Origin of the sequence: Xenorhabdus japonica (assembly GCF_900115195.1) — a bacterium.
GTDB classification, from domain to species: Bacteria; Pseudomonadota; Gammaproteobacteria; order Enterobacterales; family Enterobacteriaceae; genus Xenorhabdus; species Xenorhabdus japonica.
The window spans coordinates 16,615-35,923 of sequence record NZ_FOVO01000035.1; the positions used below are offsets into that span (position 1 = coordinate 16,615).

At 40.6% G+C, this 19,309-nt stretch carries 17 protein-coding genes and 3 pseudogenes; 13 read left to right on the top strand and 7 right to left on the bottom strand.

Annotated features, from left to right (window positions below):
- Positions 1-77: 77 nt before the first annotated feature.
- The 6 genes from metG (at position 78) to sanA (ending at position 7,463) form a co-directional block, all read left to right on the top strand.
- Positions 78-2,105 (top strand): methionine--tRNA ligase, encoded by a 2,028-nt coding sequence (metG, locus tag BM135_RS12785; RefSeq protein WP_092520144.1) that lies wholly within the window; start codon positions 78-80, stop codon positions 2,103-2,105.
- Positions 2,106-2,247: 142 nt separating this feature from the next.
- Positions 2,248-2,715, top strand: coding sequence for a CidA/LrgA family protein (locus BM135_RS12790; protein ID WP_092520147.1), 468 nt, complete (start codon positions 2,248-2,250; stop codon positions 2,713-2,715).
- Complete coding sequence (locus BM135_RS12795) at positions 2,709-3,404, top strand: CidB/LrgB family autolysis modulator (protein WP_092520149.1); 696 nt, start codon at positions 2,709-2,711, stop codon at positions 3,402-3,404. Before BM135_RS12790 ends, BM135_RS12795 begins: the two co-directional genes overlap by 7 nt.
- Positions 3,405-3,633: 229 nt before the next feature.
- Complete coding sequence (gene cdd / locus BM135_RS12800; RefSeq protein ID WP_092520150.1) at positions 3,634-4,518, top strand: cytidine deaminase; 885 nt, start codon at positions 3,634-3,636, stop codon at positions 4,516-4,518.
- Positions 4,519-4,745: 227 nt separating this feature from the next.
- Positions 4,746-6,443, top strand: a complete 1,698-nt coding sequence (locus BM135_RS12805) for an NAD-dependent malic enzyme (RefSeq protein WP_092520154.1) — start codon at positions 4,746-4,748, stop codon at positions 6,441-6,443.
- A gap of 297 nt (positions 6,444-6,740) precedes the next feature.
- The gene (sanA, locus tag BM135_RS12810) at positions 6,741-7,463 is read left to right on the top strand and encodes an outer membrane permeability protein SanA (RefSeq protein ID WP_092520156.1); all 723 of its coding nucleotides are present in this window, start codon (positions 6,741-6,743) and stop codon (positions 7,461-7,463) included.
- Positions 7,464-7,635: 172 nt separating this feature from the next.
- Here the strand turns inward: sanA and yeiB are convergent, their stop codons facing one another.
- The 3 genes from yeiB to BM135_RS12825 all read right to left on the bottom strand — a co-directional run bounded on the left by yeiB (position 7,636) and on the right by BM135_RS12825 (position 10,873).
- Positions 7,636-8,805, bottom strand: a complete 1,170-nt coding sequence (gene yeiB / locus BM135_RS12815; RefSeq protein ID WP_245737397.1) for a DUF418 domain-containing protein YeiB — start codon at positions 8,803-8,805, stop codon at positions 7,636-7,638.
- Positions 8,806-8,844: 39 nt separating this feature from the next.
- On the bottom strand, positions 8,845-9,513 hold the full coding sequence (folE, locus tag BM135_RS12820; RefSeq protein WP_092520162.1) for a GTP cyclohydrolase I FolE: 669 nt from the start codon (positions 9,511-9,513) through the stop codon (positions 8,845-8,847).
- Between the two features lie 166 nt (positions 9,514-9,679).
- Positions 9,680-10,873 carry a YbfB/YjiJ family MFS transporter gene (locus BM135_RS12825; RefSeq protein WP_092520164.1) on the bottom strand — a complete coding sequence of 398 codons (1,194 nt, stop codon included), beginning with the start codon at positions 10,871-10,873 and terminating at the stop codon, positions 9,680-9,682.
- Positions 10,874-11,119: 246 nt separating this feature from the next.
- Here BM135_RS12825 and moeA point away from each other — a divergent pair, with 246 nt between their 5' ends.
- From moeA to BM135_RS18000, 3 genes are all read left to right on the top strand, one after another.
- Complete coding sequence (moeA, locus tag BM135_RS12830) at positions 11,120-12,376, top strand: molybdopterin molybdotransferase MoeA (RefSeq protein ID WP_092520166.1); 1,257 nt, start codon at positions 11,120-11,122, stop codon at positions 12,374-12,376.
- 12 nt (positions 12,377-12,388) lie between these two features.
- Positions 12,389-13,144: a molybdopterin-synthase adenylyltransferase MoeB gene (gene moeB / locus BM135_RS12835; protein ID WP_092520168.1), complete on the top strand. Its 756-nt coding sequence runs from the start codon at positions 12,389-12,391 to the stop codon at positions 13,142-13,144.
- 213 nt (positions 13,145-13,357) lie between these two features.
- On the top strand, positions 13,358-13,480 hold the full coding sequence (locus tag BM135_RS18000) for an IS1-like element transposase (RefSeq protein ID WP_092520170.1): 123 nt from the start codon (positions 13,358-13,360) through the stop codon (positions 13,478-13,480).
- Positions 13,481-13,614: 134 nt separating this feature from the next.
- Here the strand turns inward: BM135_RS18000 and BM135_RS18005 are convergent, their stop codons facing one another.
- The 3 genes and pseudogenes from BM135_RS18005 to BM135_RS18015 form a co-directional block, all read right to left on the bottom strand.
- Entirely contained in the window at positions 13,615-13,851 is a 237-nt protein-coding gene (locus tag BM135_RS18005) for a hypothetical protein (RefSeq protein WP_092520172.1), read from the bottom strand.
- Positions 13,844-14,026, bottom strand: a pseudogene (locus BM135_RS18010) (ISAs1 family transposase); the annotation flags it as partial. The pseudogene BM135_RS18010 and the gene BM135_RS18005, both read right to left, overlap by 8 nt.
- Positions 14,027-14,076: 50 nt before the next feature.
- Positions 14,077-14,312 (bottom strand): annotated as a pseudogene (locus BM135_RS18015) (transposase family protein); the annotation flags it as partial.
- Positions 14,313-14,478: 166 nt separating this feature from the next.
- Between BM135_RS18015 and BM135_RS18020 the strand changes: the two are divergent.
- From BM135_RS18020 to BM135_RS12865, 4 genes and pseudogenes are all read left to right on the top strand, one after another.
- A pseudogene (locus tag BM135_RS18020) lies at positions 14,479-14,589 on the top strand (hypothetical protein); the annotation flags it as partial.
- A gap of 50 nt (positions 14,590-14,639) precedes the next feature.
- Positions 14,640-14,717, top strand: coding sequence for a hypothetical protein (locus BM135_RS18025; RefSeq protein WP_425445177.1), 78 nt, complete (start codon positions 14,640-14,642; stop codon positions 14,715-14,717).
- 186 nt (positions 14,718-14,903) lie between these two features.
- Complete coding sequence (locus BM135_RS12860) at positions 14,904-15,671, top strand: BRO-N domain-containing protein (RefSeq protein ID WP_092520178.1); 768 nt, start codon at positions 14,904-14,906, stop codon at positions 15,669-15,671.
- Positions 15,672-15,690: 19 nt separating this feature from the next.
- Positions 15,691-17,058 (top strand): ImmA/IrrE family metallo-endopeptidase, encoded by a 1,368-nt coding sequence (locus tag BM135_RS12865; RefSeq protein ID WP_092520180.1) that lies wholly within the window; start codon positions 15,691-15,693, stop codon positions 17,056-17,058.
- Between the two features lie 174 nt (positions 17,059-17,232).
- On the opposite strand, the gene BM135_RS12870 is transcribed toward BM135_RS12865, so the two are convergent.
- Positions 17,233-18,828: an ABC-F family ATPase gene (locus BM135_RS12870; RefSeq protein ID WP_092520182.1), complete on the bottom strand. Its 1,596-nt coding sequence runs from the start codon at positions 18,826-18,828 to the stop codon at positions 17,233-17,235.
- Between the last annotated feature and the right edge of the window lie 481 nt (positions 18,829-19,309).

The window sequence follows — 19,309 nt, forward strand, 5'->3', positions numbered from 1 at the left end:
GCGTTACCCTAGCGACAACGCGCCTTATCAGGTAACATCAAAAACCCTTTTAATTTTATGGAAGTCAGATCCTAACTATGTCTCAAGTCGCGAACAAATTATTGGTGACCTGTGCGTTACCTTATGCTAACGGTCCAATTCATCTCGGTCATATTCTGGAACACATTCAGGCTGATATTTGGGTTCGTTATCATCGAATGCGCGGCAAAGAGGTTCACTTTGTCTGTGCCGATGATGCCCACGGTACACCAATCATGCTGAAAGCCCAACAAATTGGGATCTCACCAGAAGAAATGATTGCCAAGGTGAACCTAGAGCATCAGCAGGATTTTGCCGGTTTTGCCATTAGCTACGATAATTACCACTCTACGCATAGCGAAGAGAACAGAGCACTTGCCTCCAAAATTTATCTGGAACTGAAAAAGAACGGTTACATTAAAAACCGGACAATTTCTCAATTGTATGATCCAGAAAAAGGAATGTTCCTGCCAGACCGTTTCGTCAAAGGCTCCTGCCCGAAATGTAAGGCAGAAGATCAGTATGGCGATAACTGTGAAGTCTGTGGAACAACCTATTCTCCAACGGAATTAATCAACCCTCGTTCCGTTGTCTCTGGTGCAAAGCCACAAATGCGTGATACAGAGCATTTTTTCTTCGATCTTCCTGTTTTCAGCGATATGCTGCAAAAATGGACTCGCTCCGGCACCTTGCAGGAACAAGTGGCAAATAAAATGCAGGAATGGTTCGAATCTGGTCTGCAACAGTGGGATATCACCCGTGATGCGCCTTATTTTGGCTTTGAAATCCCAGATCAGCCGGGTAAATATTTCTATGTCTGGCTGGATGCTCCAATTGGTTATATGGGGTCATTCCAAAATCTGTGTGATAAACGTGATGACCTGAATTTCGATGAGTTCTGGGCAAAAGATTCCAAAACAGATCTCTATCATTTCATTGGCAAAGACATCGTTTATTTCCACAGCCTGTTCTGGCCGGCCATGTTGGAAGGCAGTGACTACCGTAAGCCAACCAACTTATTTGTCCACGGTTACATCACAGTTAACGGCACTAAGATGTCTAAGTCCCGTGGAACCTTCATCAAGGCTGAGACATATCTGAAACACCTTGATGCAGACTGCCTGCGTTATTACTACGCGGCGAAGCTCTCTTCCCGTATTGATGATATTGATCTGAATCTGGAAGATTTTGTTCAACGTGTAAACAGCGATATCGTTAACAAAGTGGTTAACCTTGCTTCACGCAATGCGGGCTTCATCAATAAACGCTTCGGGGGCAAACTGGCAGATCAGCTCGCTGATCCTTCGCTATACCAGAAGTTTGTCGATGCAGCACAGGTTATTGCAGAAGACTTTACCAACCGTGAATTCGGCAAGGCAATCCGTGAAATTATGGCACTGGCCGATCTTGCCAACCGCTATGTTGATGAGCAAGCACCGTGGGTTGTGGCTAAACAAGAAGGCCTCGACGCTGATCTGCAAGCTATCTGCTCAATGGGCATTAACCTGTTCCGCGTACTGATGACTTATCTGAAACCTGTGCTTCCAGGCCTGACTGCGCGTGCAGAGGCTTTCCTAAATACTGAACTGACTTGGGATGGAATCCAACAACCTCTGCTGAACCATGATGTTTCACCATTCAAGGCACTGTTTAATCGTATTGAGATGGCTAGAGTTGAAGCCATGGTCGCTGACTCAAAAGAGAGCATTGAACCACAAAAAACCGTGACCGGCCCATTGGCGGATGATCCGATTCAGGACACTATCGCATTTGATGACTTTGCCAAGGTTGACCTGCGAATCGCATTAATCAAACAGGCTGATTTTGTCGAAGGTTCAGATAAGCTGTTGAAACTGACTCTTGATCTCGGTGGTGAAACTCGCCAAGTTTTCTCTGGTATCCGTTCAGCCTATCCTGATCCAAAAGTACTGGAAAATCGTCTGACGGTGATGGTTGCCAACCTCGCACCGCGCAAAATGCGCTTCGGTATTTCAGAAGGTATGGTAATGGCAGCAGGCCCCGGCGGGAAAGATATTTTCTTGTTAAGCCCAGACAGCGGTGCCCAGCCGGGCATGCAGGTTAAATAACAACTGCTCATCTTAAAAAACTAATATCATCAATAAAATACAAAGCGGGCTCAAAAAAAGCCTGCTTTTTAATGTGATGTATGGCACATTTACAACATTAGTCGTATGATAAAACCCTCGTTATATTGAGGAATTATTGATTATGTCTTTCCAAAATGTGCTGATGATAGGTTGGCAATACCTGCGCGCATTTGCGCTGCTCTATTTGTGCCTGATCGCGGGGAATATCATTTCAGCATTACTTCCCTTCTCTCTCCCCGGCAGTATTATTGGCTTACTTCTTCTGTTTTGTTTACTCGCATTCCAAATTATTCCTTCACACTGGGTGAAGCCAGGTTGTAACCTGTTGATGAAAAACATGACACTGCTCTTTTTGCCCATCGGCGTGGGAATCATGAATTATTACTCACAACTTAGCCAACAGATGTTTCCAATTCTTCTTTCTTGTATCGTCAGTACCATTATTGTCATGGTTGTTGTTGCTTACAGTTCCCACTATATTCATCGTGAACGTGTCATTATTGGTACTAAACCGCAAGACCCCCTCCCGACACCAACAACACCATCACAGCAATTGTCACAAGAATCGGAAGAGAAAGAAAAATGTTAAGCCATATTTGGTGGTCACTGCCATTAACTCTGATTGTCTTTTACTTTGCTAAAAAACTATCAATACGACTCAAACTACCTATATTCAATCCGTTATTGATATCAATGGCTGTTATCATTCCCTTGCTGCTCATGACCCATACACCTTACAAACACTATTTTTCTGGCAGCCGGATATTGAACGATTTGCTGCAACCTGCCGTTGTTGCCTTAGCTTTCCCTCTGTATGAACAACTACATCAAATCCGTGCTCAGTGGAAATCAATTATTAGTATTTGTTTTATTGGTAGCATTGTCGCAATGGTCACAGGAACAGCTATTGCATTATGGGCAGGTGCAACACCTGAAATTGCCGCCTCTGTTCTACCTAAATCCGTGACCACCCCAATAGCCATGGCTGTGACCGATTCCATAGGTGGAATTCCTGCCATCAGCGCAGCTTGTGTCATTGCGGTAGGTATTTTTGGCGCGGTCTTTGGTCACAATCTATTTAACGTGCTAAAAATAAAAACCCAGGCTTCACGAGGGTTGGCAATGGGTACTGCTACCCATGCATTGGGAACAGCCCGTTGTGCAGAAATGGATCATATTGAAGGAGCATACAGCTCGCTGGCCTTAATGACCTGCGGCATTATTACCTCACTGATCGCGCCTTTTCTATTTCCAATATTGTTGCATCTGTTTGGTTAGTCATTCTATTAATGGCTATCGAAATCAATAGCGATGGTTTGAAATGACTTCATTCGTTATTAAAATGTAACAATAAGATAAATACATCTATCGCGATAGTGAGAATTTGATATAAATCACTAAGAAAATATCTTTATTACACAAATTTCATTAATTATATGGCTTCTATCACATTACAAATCTGAATAGACATCCTAGAATGACCTTCAACTAATTTGGAGATCATTCTATGCAAGCTCGTTTTCACGCTATTTGGTCAGAAATCACGCCTAAACTGCAAAAGGCTCTATTACCTTATATTGGCAACGACGATTTTCCAGCCATGCTGACAGCAGAGCAAGTGGAATCAATCAAACAGATCAGCGAATTTGATGATCAAGCACTAGCATTGGCCTTATTGCCACTTGCTGCAGCCTGCTCCCTTGCTCCTATCTCCCATTTTTACGTTGGTGCAATTGCACGGGGAGAAAGTGGCAATCTCTATTTCGGTGCCAATATGGAATTCACTGGAGTGCCATTACAGCAAACCGTCCATGCAGAACAATCAGCCATAACGCATGCTTGGTTACGAGGTGAGAAGAAGTTGGTTTCCATCACTATCAATTATTCACCTTGCGGTCATTGCCGGCAATTTATGAATGAACTGAATAGTGGAACACAATTGGAAGTTTACCTCCCCAACCGCCCACGATTAACTCTGGCCGACTACCTGCCAGAAGCCTTTGGCCCACGAGATCTAACCGATACACCATTGCTACTGGATACGGTTCATCATGGCTATCAATTGGCTATCAGTGACGAATTGGTACAAGCTGCATTGGATGCGACAAACCGTAGCCATGCACCTTATAGCCAATCCCACGCTGGGATTGCCCTACAGGATGAACAAGAGAAAATTTATACCGGCCGTTATGCGGAAAATGCTGCATTCAACCCAAGTTTGCCACCATTACAGGCAGCGCTGATATTTATGAATATGGCTGGCGGTAATTGTCAATCCATCAAACGGGCCGTCTTAGTGGAAGGCGAAAATAACCATTTATCACAATGGAATGCTACAGAGTCCACATTAACTGCTCTTGGTTGTACAAAAGTACAACGGTACACATTTTAAAATAAGAAAAGAGTAGTGACTTAACAAAATGGCAATCTCCCCCTCGATATTCATCCAAGAGGGGTGAAATGAAAAATTCAATAACATTTAATTAGCCAATTCTGTATGTTATCTCTCATTTTTACTCATTATAATCATATTTAAGTAACATTTACTGTACTTATTTTTTTTATCTTCTTAGGATCTGTAGCCGATTTTGTTATTGATAAGTTCAAAGAGTAAGCATCATGGAACTGGAACACGAAAGTAAACGTCCTCTCTATATTCCCTACGCTGGTCCTATCTTGTTGGAATTTCCTCTGTTGAATAAAGGCAGTGCCTTTACAGAAGAAGAACGCAGTAATTTCAACTTACATGGCTTATTGCCGCAGGCCGTTGAAACAATAGAAGAGCAGGCCGAACGCGCCTATCGTCAATATCGCGATTTCAAAAATGACTCCGATAAACACATTTATTTAAGGAATATTCAGGACACCAACGAAACACTGTTCTACCGACTCCTTGACGCCCACCTCAGCGAAATGATGCCTATTATTTACACGCCAACCGTTGGTGAAGCGTGTGAACATTTTTCTGATATTTACCGCCGTGCCCGCGGTCTGTTTATCTCCTACCCAAACAGAGCGTACATTGATGACATGCTGCAAAATGCAACCAAACAGAATGTCAAAGTTATCGTTGTTACCGATGGTGAGCGCATTCTTGGTCTGGGGGATCAGGGAATCGGGGGCATGGGCATTCCTATCGGTAAACTGTCACTGTATACCTCCTGTGGCGGAATAAGCCCTGCTTACACCCTGCCCGTGGTTCTGGATGTAGGGACAAACAACCCACAACGCCTAAATGATCCACTGTACATGGGCTGGCGCCATCCACGCATTACTAGCAAAGAGTACGATGAATTTGTGGATGAGTTTATTCAGGCTGTAAAGCGTCGCTGGCCTAACGTACTGCTGCAATTTGAAGATTTTGCCCAAAACAATGCTATGCCGCTGTTGACCCGCTATCGCGATGAACTTTGTTGCTTCAATGATGACATCCAAGGCACCGCATCTGTTGCCTTGGGTAGCCTGATTGCAGCCAGTCGTGCCGCAGGCGGCCAATTGAAAGATCAAACCGTGGCATTCCTTGGTGCCGGCTCTGCTGGCTGTGGTATTGCAGAGCAAATCATTGCCCAAATGAAATCTGAAGGATTGAGTGATAAGCAGGCTCGTGCTCGTGTATTCATGGTTGATCGCTTTGGTCTCCTGACAGACAAGCTGCCAAACTTACTGGATTTCCAAAGTGCGTTGGTACAAAAAAGCTCTGCCCTGCAATCATGGGATGTCGCCAATGATTCCCTCTCATTGATGGACGTGGTTCGCAATGCCAAACCTACTGTCTTGATCGGTGTTTCTGGCCAGTCAGGTCTATTCACTGAAGAGCTCATCCGTGAAATGCATAAACATTGTGAACGTCCAGTCGTGATGCCTCTATCCAATCCGACATCACGTGTGGAAGCTCGCCCTGAAGACATCATCAAATGGACGGATGGCAAAGCACTGGTTGCTACAGGAAGCCCATTTGTACCAGTAAAATATGACGGTCAGGAATACCCAATCGCACAATGCAACAATTCCTATATCTTCCCGGGGATCGGGTTGGGCGTTATCGCTTCCGGTGCTAAACGTGTTACAGATGATATGTTGATGGCTGCCAGTCGCGCATTGGCGGATTGTTCACCGCTGGCACAAACAGGCTCTGGCCCATTGTTGCCGCTGATTGATGATATTCAAGATGTTTCCCGCAAAATAGCCAAAGAAGTGGCGAAAAAAGCCCAGATTCAAGGTGTAGCGATTGTTACATCGGAAGATGCATTGGATGAAGCAATTGAGCGCAATTTCTGGAAACCAGAATATCGCGTCTATAAACGCACTTCATTCTGATAATATTCGTAATAAGCCTGCTAATATTATTGGCAGGCTTTAGTCTCCCAAATGAAATAACGCATATAAAAGTCACCCTCCCTCCTTTATCAAACTATTAATATAATATTTATATTTCTGGTCATTTATTTTACAGTAAGATACTCGATTTATATTAATGAAAACAGCCACAATCATAAAAACTAAAATCGAATCAAGTTAGTTCTGATATCATTCATTGAAAACTTGCTTCGGTATTTCAAGTAAAGTAGCCTTTAGGGCATTAGCTCATCAGCACATATAAGGCAAACAAAAATCATGTTGAAGCGCTTGATTACTGGTCTCATTTTTATCATTGCTGTCCTTATGCTGACAGCTATTATGCTTGATCGTTGGATTGGTTGGAAAACCTCTCCTTACATTTTTGATGATCTCAGGCAACTTCCTGAGAGAAAAGTCGGTATAGTACTTGGCACATCCAAATATTATAAAGGCGGCAGATATAATCAATATTATTTCTACCGGATCCAAGGGGCTGTTAACGCTTATAACAGTGGAAAAGTTAAATATTTTCTATTAAGTGGAGATAATTCTCAACAAAGTTATAATGAGCCACTGACTATGAGGAGAGATTTAATCAAAGCAGGAGTTCCAACCAGCAGTATTACCATGGATTTTGCAGGTTTCAGAACATTGGACTCGATTGTCAGAATCCGAAAAGTGTTCAATACCAACGATTTTACTATCATTACTCAGCGTTTCCATTGTGAACGAGCTGTGTTTATTGCCATGCATTTAGACATAGAAGCACAGTGTTATGCTGTTCCTTCTCCTAAAAATATGATGATAATTCGTTTCAGAGAAGTATTGGCACGTCTCGGTGCTTTGACTGATCTCTATATTTTAAAAAGTGAGCCTCGTTATTTAGGCAAACCAGAGTCCATTCCTGTCCAACATACCGTACCAACAGGAATACAAGGATATCCTGCGGTATCACAGGAAGAGTTACAGGAATTAGAAAAAAAACCACAAAAAAAATAAAAATAGACAACAAATCAATACAATCTGTTTAATCAATTTTATGCCCTAAATCTTTCAAGTTGCAGGTGAACTGCAACTTGAAATCTATTCGTAACTTGAAATCTATTTGTAACTTGAAATCTATTTGTAACTTAAAACCGATTAGATATGGAATATTAGCAAAGTATTTCCCTTAAGCCTTACTACTTGCAACCTTACCTGCCAAACCCGCTAATTTTGCTGTTAAACTGCGCCAGAGCTTTTCCATTGGCCCTTGAGAATAACGTTTCAACCACCAGCAAGCAAACCAGATATTCAACGCCCAAATAAAGGGAATAAATGCCATCAATTCCAAACGGCTAAACTGCTCAAATAACCCGAAGCGATAAAAAATCGTGGTACAAATCAATGTTTGCAACAAATAGCTACTCAATGCCATTCTCCCGACCGGCCGGAGCCAAAAAGTGATTCTCCAGCGCGAAATGGCAGACCAAAATCCATAAATCAACGCGATATAACCCAGTCCAAACAACGGTATTGCCAATTCAGGAATGGTATTGAAGATGGTCGGTAATACAGAATAATTGTCGTGATCTAAATATCGTATCGACAGTGCAACACATTGAATCGCTATACCAGTAGGAATTAAGCATAATGCCAATCGGCGGTAATGCCTACGACTAAATTCCCCTTTTAACCAGCCATTACGCATTAACATTGCACCACAAAGCATAGTACCCACTATTTGCCAGCCGTATTGCACAATTATCATAACCATCACACCACCTATTTCATTAATGCGGTGTTCTATGGCCCATAATCCGCCATGCGTTTTCCAGTCGCTTTCGTAAAAAATTTCTTCGGGTGCAGTCTGAGCCTGAAACATTGCATTACCTTCTCCCATAAGAAAAAGCGACAGAAGCAGAAGGTAAAGCATCACCACGCCGAACAAATAGAAAATAACCGCTTTACCAAATAACTTTTGACGGGTATTGATAAAATACCATGCCAGCAAGCCAGCAATGCCATATGACAACAAAATATCGCCTTCCCACAGCAAAACTCCGTGCAATAAACCAATGACAGCCAAAACCAGTAATCTAGAAATATTTCCATCACGCCCACGTTGCCGAAGCAATTCAAGTGATACCCCAAACAACAACGTCAAGATGAACCGAAATTTTCCTTCGGCAAAGATGTTCAAAACAGACCAGATCGCCACATCAGAAAATGGGACTGAATCTTTATAAAACGGCTCCATACTAGCTTCAGACAGTAAAGCAAAACTGGAAATATTCAGTAACAATATTCCTAAAATGGCAAAACCACGCATACTATCAATTACATCAATTCTCTTACTCATTACTTCATTCAAATTACGCTCCATAAAAATAGAAATTCATCATGATAAATGCAGATGACGTACTGCTCGCAGGAATTCCTGCCGTGTATTCTGACTCGTTTTAAATAAACCTCCCAGAGAGGTCGTTGTCGTGGTACTGGTCGCATCGCGAATACCGCGCGCTTTCACGCAATAATGGACAGCATCAATGGAAACGGCAACATTATTCGTGCCAAGCAGTGTTTGTAGTGCAATCAGGATTTGCTGTGTCAAACGCTCCTGCACTTGTGGGCGCTGCGCAAAAAACTGGACAATGCGATTAATTTTCGACAAGCCAATCACTTTATCCTTAGGGATATAAGCAACTGTGGCTTTGCCATCAATAATGACAAAATGGTGTTCACAAGTGCTGGTCATCGTAATATCACGCACTGTTACCATTTCATCCACTTTCATTTTATTTTCTATCAGCGTAATTTTGGGGAAATTGCTATAGTCCAACCCTGAGAATATTTCATCCACATACATTTTTGCTATACGCCCCGGCGTATCCGCCAAGCTGTCATCACTCAGATCGAGATTCAACAGCTTCATAATTTCTGTCATATGTTCCTCAATGCGCACTTTACGCACCTCTGGCTCCAAAGTTTGTTCACGCAATGGGGTTTCAAGACCACGGGCAATCAATGCCGAATGCACCAGCGCAGCTTCTGTACTTAGGGATGACATCAGTTTCTCCAAGGTAATGCTTTTCGTTAATTGACTTTCTGTTAATTGACTTTCTGTTAATTGACTTTCTGTTAATTGACAGGAAATTGGGACATTTATTTTATGCATATCTATGCATATACCGTATGCGCGCACAACTATACCTGTTATACATGTACATCATCAATCACCCAGATCTGAGTGATTCACGACGAGTATTGGTGCGATAAAATACCAATAACCCGGCAATAAGTAATCCAATAAATGCGATATACAAAGCAGGTTCCAATTTACCAGTCAGCCATGTCGAAGCAGCTGATAACATTGGCCCTACCAACTGTCCCAGCGCATAGCCCGTGGTCAACAGTCCCGCCATATAACGGGCATGATTGGGAGCCAATTCACGACCATACTGCAAAGCCAGCTGTACCACACACATAAAACCACCACCTACCAGCAATGCACCTATCATCAAGCCACTAATACCCGGCAACATTTCCGCAATCAGAATGCCCAACGCCTGAAACCATAACGTAATCGCCAAACGGATTTGAGGTGTTGATACATTACGCAGAAAAATTCCCAGCATAATGCCAATGACCGATGCACCACCAAATATTGGCCAGACAAATTGAGCAAACAAGCTATCGGGAAAACGCTCTGTCGCCATTTGAGAAAGAAATGTCGCAGGCAAAATATAACCAAACCCAGCCAAACTATAACTCCACACCAATCGCTTGATTTCCGGTGTTAGGTTCAGGGTTTGGATCGCAGTTTGCGGACGATGCAATTCACCACTGCGGGGCAGATGGCAGCTGACATAAATACTGAACAATAGCGCCAAAATGCCATATAACATCCATGCACTGGCTGCACTCATCTGCCAATATTGGAATCCAATTGCCAATATGCCACTGATAAAGATCCCAATTCCTGGCCCCGAAAAAACAGCCGCACTCAATCCAGGGCGATTCAACCTTCCCAACTCTTCATTCGCCCATGCAGCTACCAGTACCAGCGTCCAACCACTTGCCCAGCCAATAAAAAAACGGGCAATACTGTGCAATATCGGTCCATCCAACAATGCAGAAAGCAGAGTGATAACTACAGCTCCCCATAACCCGCTCCACAAGCGGTATTCCACATAACGCTGTGCCCGCATTGCATCATAAGAACCCGCCAGATAACCGAGGTAATTGAATGCTGCAACGATTCCCGCTCCTGTTAATGTGAGTTGGGATTCTGCGATCATCAATGGAACTTGTGGGGTAAAAGTAAAACGTCCTATCCCTATTGCTACAACCAAAGCGAGAAAACCGCTTAATGCAATCTGAAAAGCTTGATAGTTACGACTCTGAGGTGCAACAATTTGATTTTTCATAATGATTAAATAGTGATGGAATTAGTTGTTTTAGCAGGCTTTATTCGTTTATAACAAATCATGAATATAATATATATCTTTTCTTAACTCCTTTTTGCTTTACAGCCATCGACATTCCCCATCAATGCAATCTTTGCCATAATGCATTCAATGCAGAATAAATGCTTCAAAAATAAATGACTAAAGAATAAACGCTTGTCCACAATCTGTGATAACCGCAATGTGCAGCATATTAGGGAGTTTCTTATGGATCACTGTCATACTTCAGGCTTAATCTCACTTGAACAGGCACTAGAAAAATTACTGGCACAAACTGTCCCCCTGACTGCTATTCCTCTGGTAACGACAGAAACTATTAACCTGACCGAATCTACGGGTCGAATTACTGCTACTGATATCATTTCCCCGATCAACGTTCCCCCTTTTGATAATTCAGCAATGGATGGTTATGCCGTCCGTCTTGTCGATCTTAATGAAAATCAGATCTTGCCAGTGGCTGGAAAAGTGTTGGCTGGTATGCCATTTCAAGGAGAATGGCCAACAGGCAGTTGTATCCGCATTATGACTGGTGCCCCAATTCCTTCTGGCGCTGATGCCGTTGTGATGCAAGAGCAAACTGAGATCACTGAAACGGGAGTTTGCTTCACGCATCCGGTAAAACAGGGGCAAAACATTCGTACCATTGGGGAAGATATCACCCAAAATTCAGTAGTACTGCCACAAGGAATTAAGCTCTCCACTGCACAATTACCGCTGGTTGCTTCACTAGGCATTGCAACAGTTGATGTTGTCCGCAAACTGAAAGTTGCCATTTTTTCCACTGGTGACGAATTACAAACCATCGGAGAACCCTTACAGGCAGGGCAAATTTACGATACCAACCGATTTGCTGTTCGCATGATGCTGGAAAAACTGGACTGTGAAGTTATCGATTTGGGCGTGATCCGCGATGACCCTGAGACCTTGCGCCAAGGCTTTATCGAAGCAGATAAACAAGCTGATTTAGTGATCAGCAGCGGTGGCGTTTCTATTGGTGAAGCGGATCACACCAAACAGATTTTAGATGAAATAGGAAAAATCAGTTTTTGGAAACTCGCCATTAAACCGGGTAAACCTTTTGCCTTTGGTAAATTGGAAAATGCCTGGTTCTGCGGTTTGCCGGGCAATCCCGTTTCTGCCGTGCTTACATTCTACCAATTGGTGCAACCATTGATTGCCCATCTGTCAGGTTTCACCGCATGGCAACCGCCGATGCGGTTGACAGCCAAGACTACAACACCATTGAAAAAATCCCCCGGCAGATTAGATTTCCAACGTGGTATCGCTGCCATCAATAAAAACGGAGAACTAGAGGTACAAACCACAGGACATCAGGGTTCCCATATCTTTAGTTCCTATAGTTTCGGTAACTGTTTTATCGCCTTGGAGCGGGAACGTGGACACATTGCCGTGGGTGAAACAGTACAAATCGAATTTTTCAATCATTTACTTAAAAATCAATAAGATAATAAAAAAATGACTATCGAACTTACCGATGAAGAAACCTTGCGTTATAACCGACAAATTGTCTTGCATGGTTTCGATTTCGACGGGCAGGAAAAACTAAAATCTGCCAAGGTACTGATAGTTGGTGCGGGAGGACTCGGTTGCTCGGCTTCCCAATATCTTGCGGCGGCTGGCATTGGAACAATTACCCTGCTGGATTTTGATACGGTTTCCCTTTCCAATCTGCAACGGCAAATTCTCCACCGCGATGAGCGCATTGGTATGGCAAAAGTGTATTCTGCATCGCAAACTTTGCGGGAGATCAATCCACACGTTACCATCAATCCCATAGAAGAACTATTGGATGCCCCGGCATTAGATGAATTAATCAACCAACACGAAATTGTGCTCGATTGTACAGATAACATTGCCATCCGCGAACAACTCAATCATCTGTGTCATGGACGTAAAATACCCTTGGTTTCTGGTGCAGCCATTCGTATGGAAGGTCATCTTTCTGTCTTTACTTACCAACCGGAAGAGCCTTGTTATCGCTGCCTGAGCCGATTATTTGGTGAAAACAGTCTGACTTGTGTTGAGGCGGGGGTAATGGCACCACTTGTAGGAACTATCGGTTCCCTACAGGCAATGGAAGCCATTAAGTTATTGACTCAATATGGAAAAAGTTGCCATGGCAGGGTGATATTGTTCGATGCCATGACAATGCAATTTCGTGAAATAAAATTACCTAAAGATCCTCAATGTGAGATTTGTCGAGAAAAATAATTCCAACAGATAACTCCTTTATATCAATTTTGTCATACTCTCAATAGTTAGATATTATGATAATTTCTTATTTTTATTAATAAAATATGACTAAAGTTGACATGTGTCATTATTGTCATATGTCAAAGGGAATAGCTGTTATCTCCCGTTATCAATGAGATACCTATCGTAAGACATTTTAATTGGAGTACGCATATCAAGCAAAATCCCAAAGTGAAAGAGCAGATTGTTGATATGGTAATGAATAATACCGATGTCCGTGATACCACCCGTGTACTGAAAATAAACGTTAACATGGTCATTAGAATGTTAAAATTTTTACTCCGAAAAGCGTGACCCATTTTTCCTTTAAAGAAAATGAAATTCAATTTATTTATGCAGTTAACGCGCAATGGTCGTTTGTAGGAGGGAAGAAAAATTAATACGGGCTCTGATATACTTGCAGGGTGGGATTTCACTTGGTTCGCAATTTAGCCAAATATAAGTTCATTGCGAAATTCTTCTAACCTCCCAGCTCGCCGACGTTTTGTTGCCTGACTGCCTTTCATCTTTGTATATTGTTTAATCGCACTTAAGGCAAGCCGCTTAAAAAGTGTCAACTGTGCTGCGCCATCAGGGTCTTTTAGTGGAAAGGCATCCTCCAGCGGTAACAAACTAATATACCCGCGTGAATTACGGTGAATTTTTCCTTTATCTCCCCCGCCCACTGACTACTTCGATAAGGCTGTATACGGATGGCCACTGACGCAGAAAGGCTTCAGGAAACTCGGCACTGATTTGCATGACGGTGCAGAGTTCTGTGCGTCTATGCCCTTTATTTTTGTCTGTAAATTCAAGCAACTCATCGCTATCGTAATGGCTGGAAAAGCGCGATTTTACAAATTGATAATGGTTGATTCAGGTATAAAGGGTCCCAACCAAGACCTCTCGGTCTATTGATTTGATAATATTCGCGATATAGTGTCGACGGAGGATACCATGATTAAAAAATATATTGTTTAAGCCATTCAAATTGTTCCTCACCAAGCCCTTGAATCGATTTCCACCCAGAAACGCCAATCAAGACAGCAGTAAAGACCAAAAAATGACATTGATTAACTCATGTTTTTTATTAATGTCAGTCAGAACGTGGGTTGGTTATCTCTCTGATATAGTTAAAAATACTCATCACCAAAACCAATTTTTTATGGAATATAATGATCTGATCGTTTTAATGATGAAAAGTTCCATGAAAAATAAGATCCTGTCCTAGATATACTTGAGAACCATACCTAAAACGAGTTACGACTCATGCCCTTGACGACCACAGCACAGACACCTTACATCAACTTTTCAAGTTATTATTGCCATTCAATATCAGGTTCTATTGTACGGATGATTTTTCATCTTATGGGATGCTGTCTGAAAAGGAGTATATTATTGGAAAACGTACACCTAACGGATAGAAAGAATCAATTTGACACTTTGTCCCCGTCTAAAAAGATTTAACCGAAAGATGATTTACTCTAAATCGGAAGCAATACATTACAAAATGATAGGAATTTTCATTGAACGTGAATATTATTCTTTATAGAGTGAATTTAATCATTAGAAGCATGTTCCTTTTAGGGAAGATACTTACTATATTTACCGTAAAACGCAGTGGAAAAAACAGAACTCTAAGGCCAAGGTTACATTATTTATAAATAATCTTTGTAGGACTATAGAAATATCGTATATACTGACATAAATAAGCTAAATTAATTGAAAATGGAATAATATGGCAGAAATAAAGCATAAGATACTATATCCAAGTAGTTATGGTGAAGTACTTATAAGAACTATAGATCAAAATGGCAGAATATTATTCTGCTTTCCTGATGTGGTTAGAGTTTTAGCTAAAGATAACATAAATTATACTCGACAAAATAGTACAGTACATGGCAAGAAAGAAGGCTTTAATGGGTTATTAAGTAAATTATCTTCTACCTTGAAAGAAAAAGATCGAGTTATTATAAAATTAAATGAAAAAAATGAATTTGATGCTAATTTTGATTTTTACATAACAGAAGCAGGCTTGTATAGAATAGTTACTGTTGATGAAAGTGAAGCAGCATTACGGTTTCAAGACTGGGTCTTTGAAGATGTACTTCCATCGATCAGAAAATATGGGGTATACCCTCCTCCTAAAGAAGGTGCATCTGAACTAAGTACTCTTGTTTCTTTGTTACAGCAAAATGTGAATTTATTAGCTCAAGAAATAGAAAAGCGAGAAGAATTAGAATTAAAAGTCGCTGATATTGATTCCAGAGTTTCTTTGATTGAATACTCCTCAGAAGAAGACTATCTATATACGATCAACGAATATTTAATCCAAAAAGATTACCCAGAATTAGATCAAAATAATATATGGGCTTGGTGTGAAAAAATAAAGTTAGAAGGTGGATTTGAAAGTAAAAAGTGTAATTCAGGGATTAGATTAAATACTAAATATCCTGAGCATGTAATTGAGAGAGCTATATCGGAGTTAAGAAATCTTCCTTCTTAGAAAATGATGGATTAATGTCATGAATACGGTAAAAAAAGGAAATGCATTCGAAGATGAGGTTTTTAAATTCATCCAAGACTATGTTAATAGTGGTAATACATGGTTAAATCCCAACTATTGTACTTTTCACCAAAAGAAAGGCTACTATTCAAAAGATCGGGAAAGTGATATAATAGTAGACATTTCCATTGAATGTTTCCTAAAGGATAAGAATAAATATTCACAACTTATTATTATTGAGTGTAAAAATTATTCAACATCTATTCCAGTTGATGATATTGAAGAGTTTAACTCAAAGTTAAAACAAATTACTGGTGTAAATGTAAAAGGAATGTTTTTTTCTAAATCTTCTTATCAAAAAGGAGCTTATAATGTTGCAAAAAATACCGGTATGGCTCTAGTTAGGATATTACCCAATTCACAAATTGAATGGATTCTAGAACGCAACCCCATATCTTCAGATAAATTAGAAAGACAAAAAGAAGATATGATAATTTCATTTAGAGCATTAACTGAAGATAATTATGTAGGATACTCTCATAATGTTTTTAGCTATTTTAATGATATTTTCACATCATCGTTTATAAATACTTTTAATAGATTTGTTTTCACCAATTATTCTCTTGAGAAAAATCTAACCGGAAAAAAAATTCCAACACATAAAAACAAATCAAACAATACATTAATATATTTAGGATTTGATGAACTAGAAAATCAGACCCAATCTCTTTTACAACAATCACATAAATATTCAGATATAATCCCTATCGATTTCACAAAAGTAATTTCTTATATGGAAAATTTATATGATGTTAGGTTTGTTTTCTCAGAAAATTTGGGACTTCATAATACAAAAGGAGAAATACTTGGGATTATGGATGTAAAAAGCAATACAATAAAAATAACAAATAAATTAGAAAAAAATTCACATAGATGGAGGTTTACATTAGCCCACGAAATAGGGCATTATATCCTTCATTCAAATTTTATTGCAGAGAAATATGATTTATATAGTGAAGTTGAAAGTAATTTTTTTTGGAATGAAAATGATATAAATATAAAGAATTCAGTTAAAAACAGATTAGAATGGCAAGCAAATATGTTCGCAAATTGTATATTAATGCCTAGACATGAAGTCTTTAATGTAATTAAAGAACTAGTAAAAAAGCTTCAAATATCAAATTTTAACAATGGTATTATATACTTGGATAACCAATCGTGTAATATTCATAACTACAATTGTGTCATTGAAAAATTAAAAAGAACATTTAATGTTTCAGCAGCAATTGCTACTATACGATTAAAACAATTACGAATATTAAATGATGTAAGAATAATTGAACCTAAAAAATTGTTTTTTGTTAATAAAACTAAAAACAATTTATAATAAACAGACTACTTATGATCATACTTACATCGTTAGATTTCGATATAAAGAATAATTTAACCAATCCCATGACTAAACTTTCATATCCTTCTTAAATTTTTTAAGTATACACGGCCAATATTTGGGGCAACCGCCCAATCAATATAACTGAACGGGCCCCAATATAAAAACAGTTTATTCAGCAATCCCCTGACTGCTCAGATACTCATCATAAGTACCTTTAAAATCAACAACTTTATCGGATTTTATTTCTAGAATACGGCTGGCCAATGAACTAACAAATGCGCGGTCATGAGAAACGAAAACCAACGTTCCCTGGTAAAGTTCCAGCGCAAGGTTCAAAGATTCAATGGATTCCATATCCAAGTGGTTGGTTGGTTCATCCATGACCAGAATGTTAGGCTTGTGCATCATCAGTTTGCCAAACAGCATACGACCCTGTTCACCACCGGAAAGTACACCAACTTTCTTCTTGATATCATCCTGACCAAACAGCAAACGACCGAGAATACCCCGCACTGCCTGTTCATCATCGCCTTCGCGTTTCCATTGACTCATCCATTCAAAGACCGTCATATCACAGCCAAAATCACTGGCGTGATCCTGCGCGTAATAGCCAATGGTGCTGTTTTCAGACCATTTGATCGTACCGCTGTTTGGATTTTCTTCACCAATCAGCGTCTTCAGGAATGTCGTTTTACCGATACCGTTTTCACCGATTACCGCCATCTTTTCGCCGACTTCCATCAGCAGATTCAGGTTCTTGAACAGTGGACCATTATCGTAGCCCTTGGTCACACCTTCCAATTCCAGTGCATTACGGAACAGTTTCTTATCCTGATCAAAACGGATATAAGGGTTCTGACGGCTGGAAGCTTTCACTTCTTCTAATTGGATCTTATCAATCTGACGGGCACGAGAAGTCGCTTGTTTAGATTTAGAAGCATTAGCACTGAAACGGCTAACGAAAGACTGCAATTCAGCAATCTGTGCTTTTTTCTTCGCATTATCTGCTTGCAGACGCTCGCGAGCTTGCGTTGCAGCGATCATATACTCATCATAGTTGCCAGGGAACAAACACAGTTCACCATAATCCAAATCGGCCATATGAGTACATACGGTATTCAGGAAATGGCGGTCATGGGAAATAATGATCATGGTACTGTTACGTTCGTTGAGCACTTGCTCCAACCAGCGAATAGTATCGATATCCAAGTTGTTGGTTGGCTCATCAAGTAGCAGAACATCAGGATTGGCGAACAGTGCTTGCGCCAGTAATACACGCAATTTCCAGCCCGGAGCGATTGCACTCATCAAGCCATAATGCTGTTCGACAGGAATGCCGACACCCAGCAACAATTCGCCAGCACGCGCTTCAGCACTGTAACCATCCATCTCACCATAAGCGACTTCCAGATCAGCCACACGATAGCCATCTTCTTCGCTCATTTCTGCCATCGCATAAATGCGGTCACGTTCCTGCTTGACTTCCCACAGTTCCTTGTGCCCCATGATGACAGTATCCAACACGGTATATTCTTCGAAAGCAAACTGATCCTGACGCAACTTACCCAGACGCTCATTAGGATCAAGGCTGACATTACCGGAGGTTGGGATTAAATCTCCGCCCAAGATTTTCATAAAAGTAGATTTACCTGCCCCATTCGCACCAATCAAACCATAACGGTTGCCGTTGCCGAATTTGACAGAAATATTTTCAAACAGTGGCTTGCTGCCAAACTGCATAGTAATGTTGTTTGTACTTAACACAACTGTTGCTCTTAAAGTGAGTAAAAAGGGAGTTTATAAAATCGATAGCCGCGCATTATGCCACAACAGGAAAAAAGTATCGCCAGAATGCGTTACCTACCTGTAAAATCAGAGCGAAACATCAAGTAACATACTGAATTTTAAGACTCAACGATTTAATATACCGGAAAAATACACTGCAAAAAGTAAGATGGGGTATTATAGGTTGTGGTGATGTCACCGAAGTAAAAAGTGGCCCTGCTTTTTATAAATTGGAAAATGGCTAGCATGTGGCTGGTCAGCTTTTTATTCCGACCATTATTCATTTCTTACAATGTTAACCACCAAGAGCTCCCTTGATGGTTAACATATTATTTTCAGGTCACAAAGCAACTGCCATAGTTCTATAGGGCAAACGGGTCTAATTTATACAGATGAAAATCCCACTGTCAGGATTTTCATCATATAGCCATTATCCCAGCCAGCCTTCTGGCGCTTAGTC

Coding starts and splice junctions, on each gene's coding strand:
- BM135_RS12805 (WP_092520154.1), top strand. CDS start 4,746: ATGGAACTGGAACACGAAAGTAAACGTCCTCTCTATATTCCCTACGCT.
- metG (WP_092520144.1), top strand. CDS start 78: ATGTCTCAAGTCGCGAACAAATTATTGGTGACCTGTGCGTTACCTTAT.
- moeB (WP_092520168.1), top strand. CDS start 12,389: ATGACTATCGAACTTACCGATGAAGAAACCTTGCGTTATAACCGACAA.
- BM135_RS18025 (WP_425445177.1), top strand. CDS start 14,640: ATGATTTACTCTAAATCGGAAGCAATACATTACAAAATGATAGGAATT.
- yeiB (WP_245737397.1), bottom strand. CDS start 8,805: ATGAGTAAGAGAATTGATGTAATTGATAGTATGCGTGGTTTTGCCATT.
- BM135_RS12795 (WP_092520149.1), top strand. CDS start 2,709: ATGTTAAGCCATATTTGGTGGTCACTGCCATTAACTCTGATTGTCTTT.
- cdd (WP_092520150.1), top strand. CDS start 3,634: ATGCAAGCTCGTTTTCACGCTATTTGGTCAGAAATCACGCCTAAACTG.
- moeA (WP_092520166.1), top strand. CDS start 11,120: ATGGATCACTGTCATACTTCAGGCTTAATCTCACTTGAACAGGCACTA.
- sanA (WP_092520156.1), top strand. CDS start 6,741: ATGTTGAAGCGCTTGATTACTGGTCTCATTTTTATCATTGCTGTCCTT.
- BM135_RS12860 (WP_092520178.1), top strand. CDS start 14,904: ATGGCAGAAATAAAGCATAAGATACTATATCCAAGTAGTTATGGTGAA.
- folE (WP_092520162.1), bottom strand. CDS start 9,513: ATGTCATCCCTAAGTACAGAAGCTGCGCTGGTGCATTCGGCATTGATT.
- BM135_RS12825 (WP_092520164.1), bottom strand. CDS start 10,873: ATGAAAAATCAAATTGTTGCACCTCAGAGTCGTAACTATCAAGCTTTT.
- BM135_RS12865 (WP_092520180.1), top strand. CDS start 15,691: ATGAATACGGTAAAAAAAGGAAATGCATTCGAAGATGAGGTTTTTAAA.
- BM135_RS12790 (WP_092520147.1), top strand. CDS start 2,248: ATGTCTTTCCAAAATGTGCTGATGATAGGTTGGCAATACCTGCGCGCA.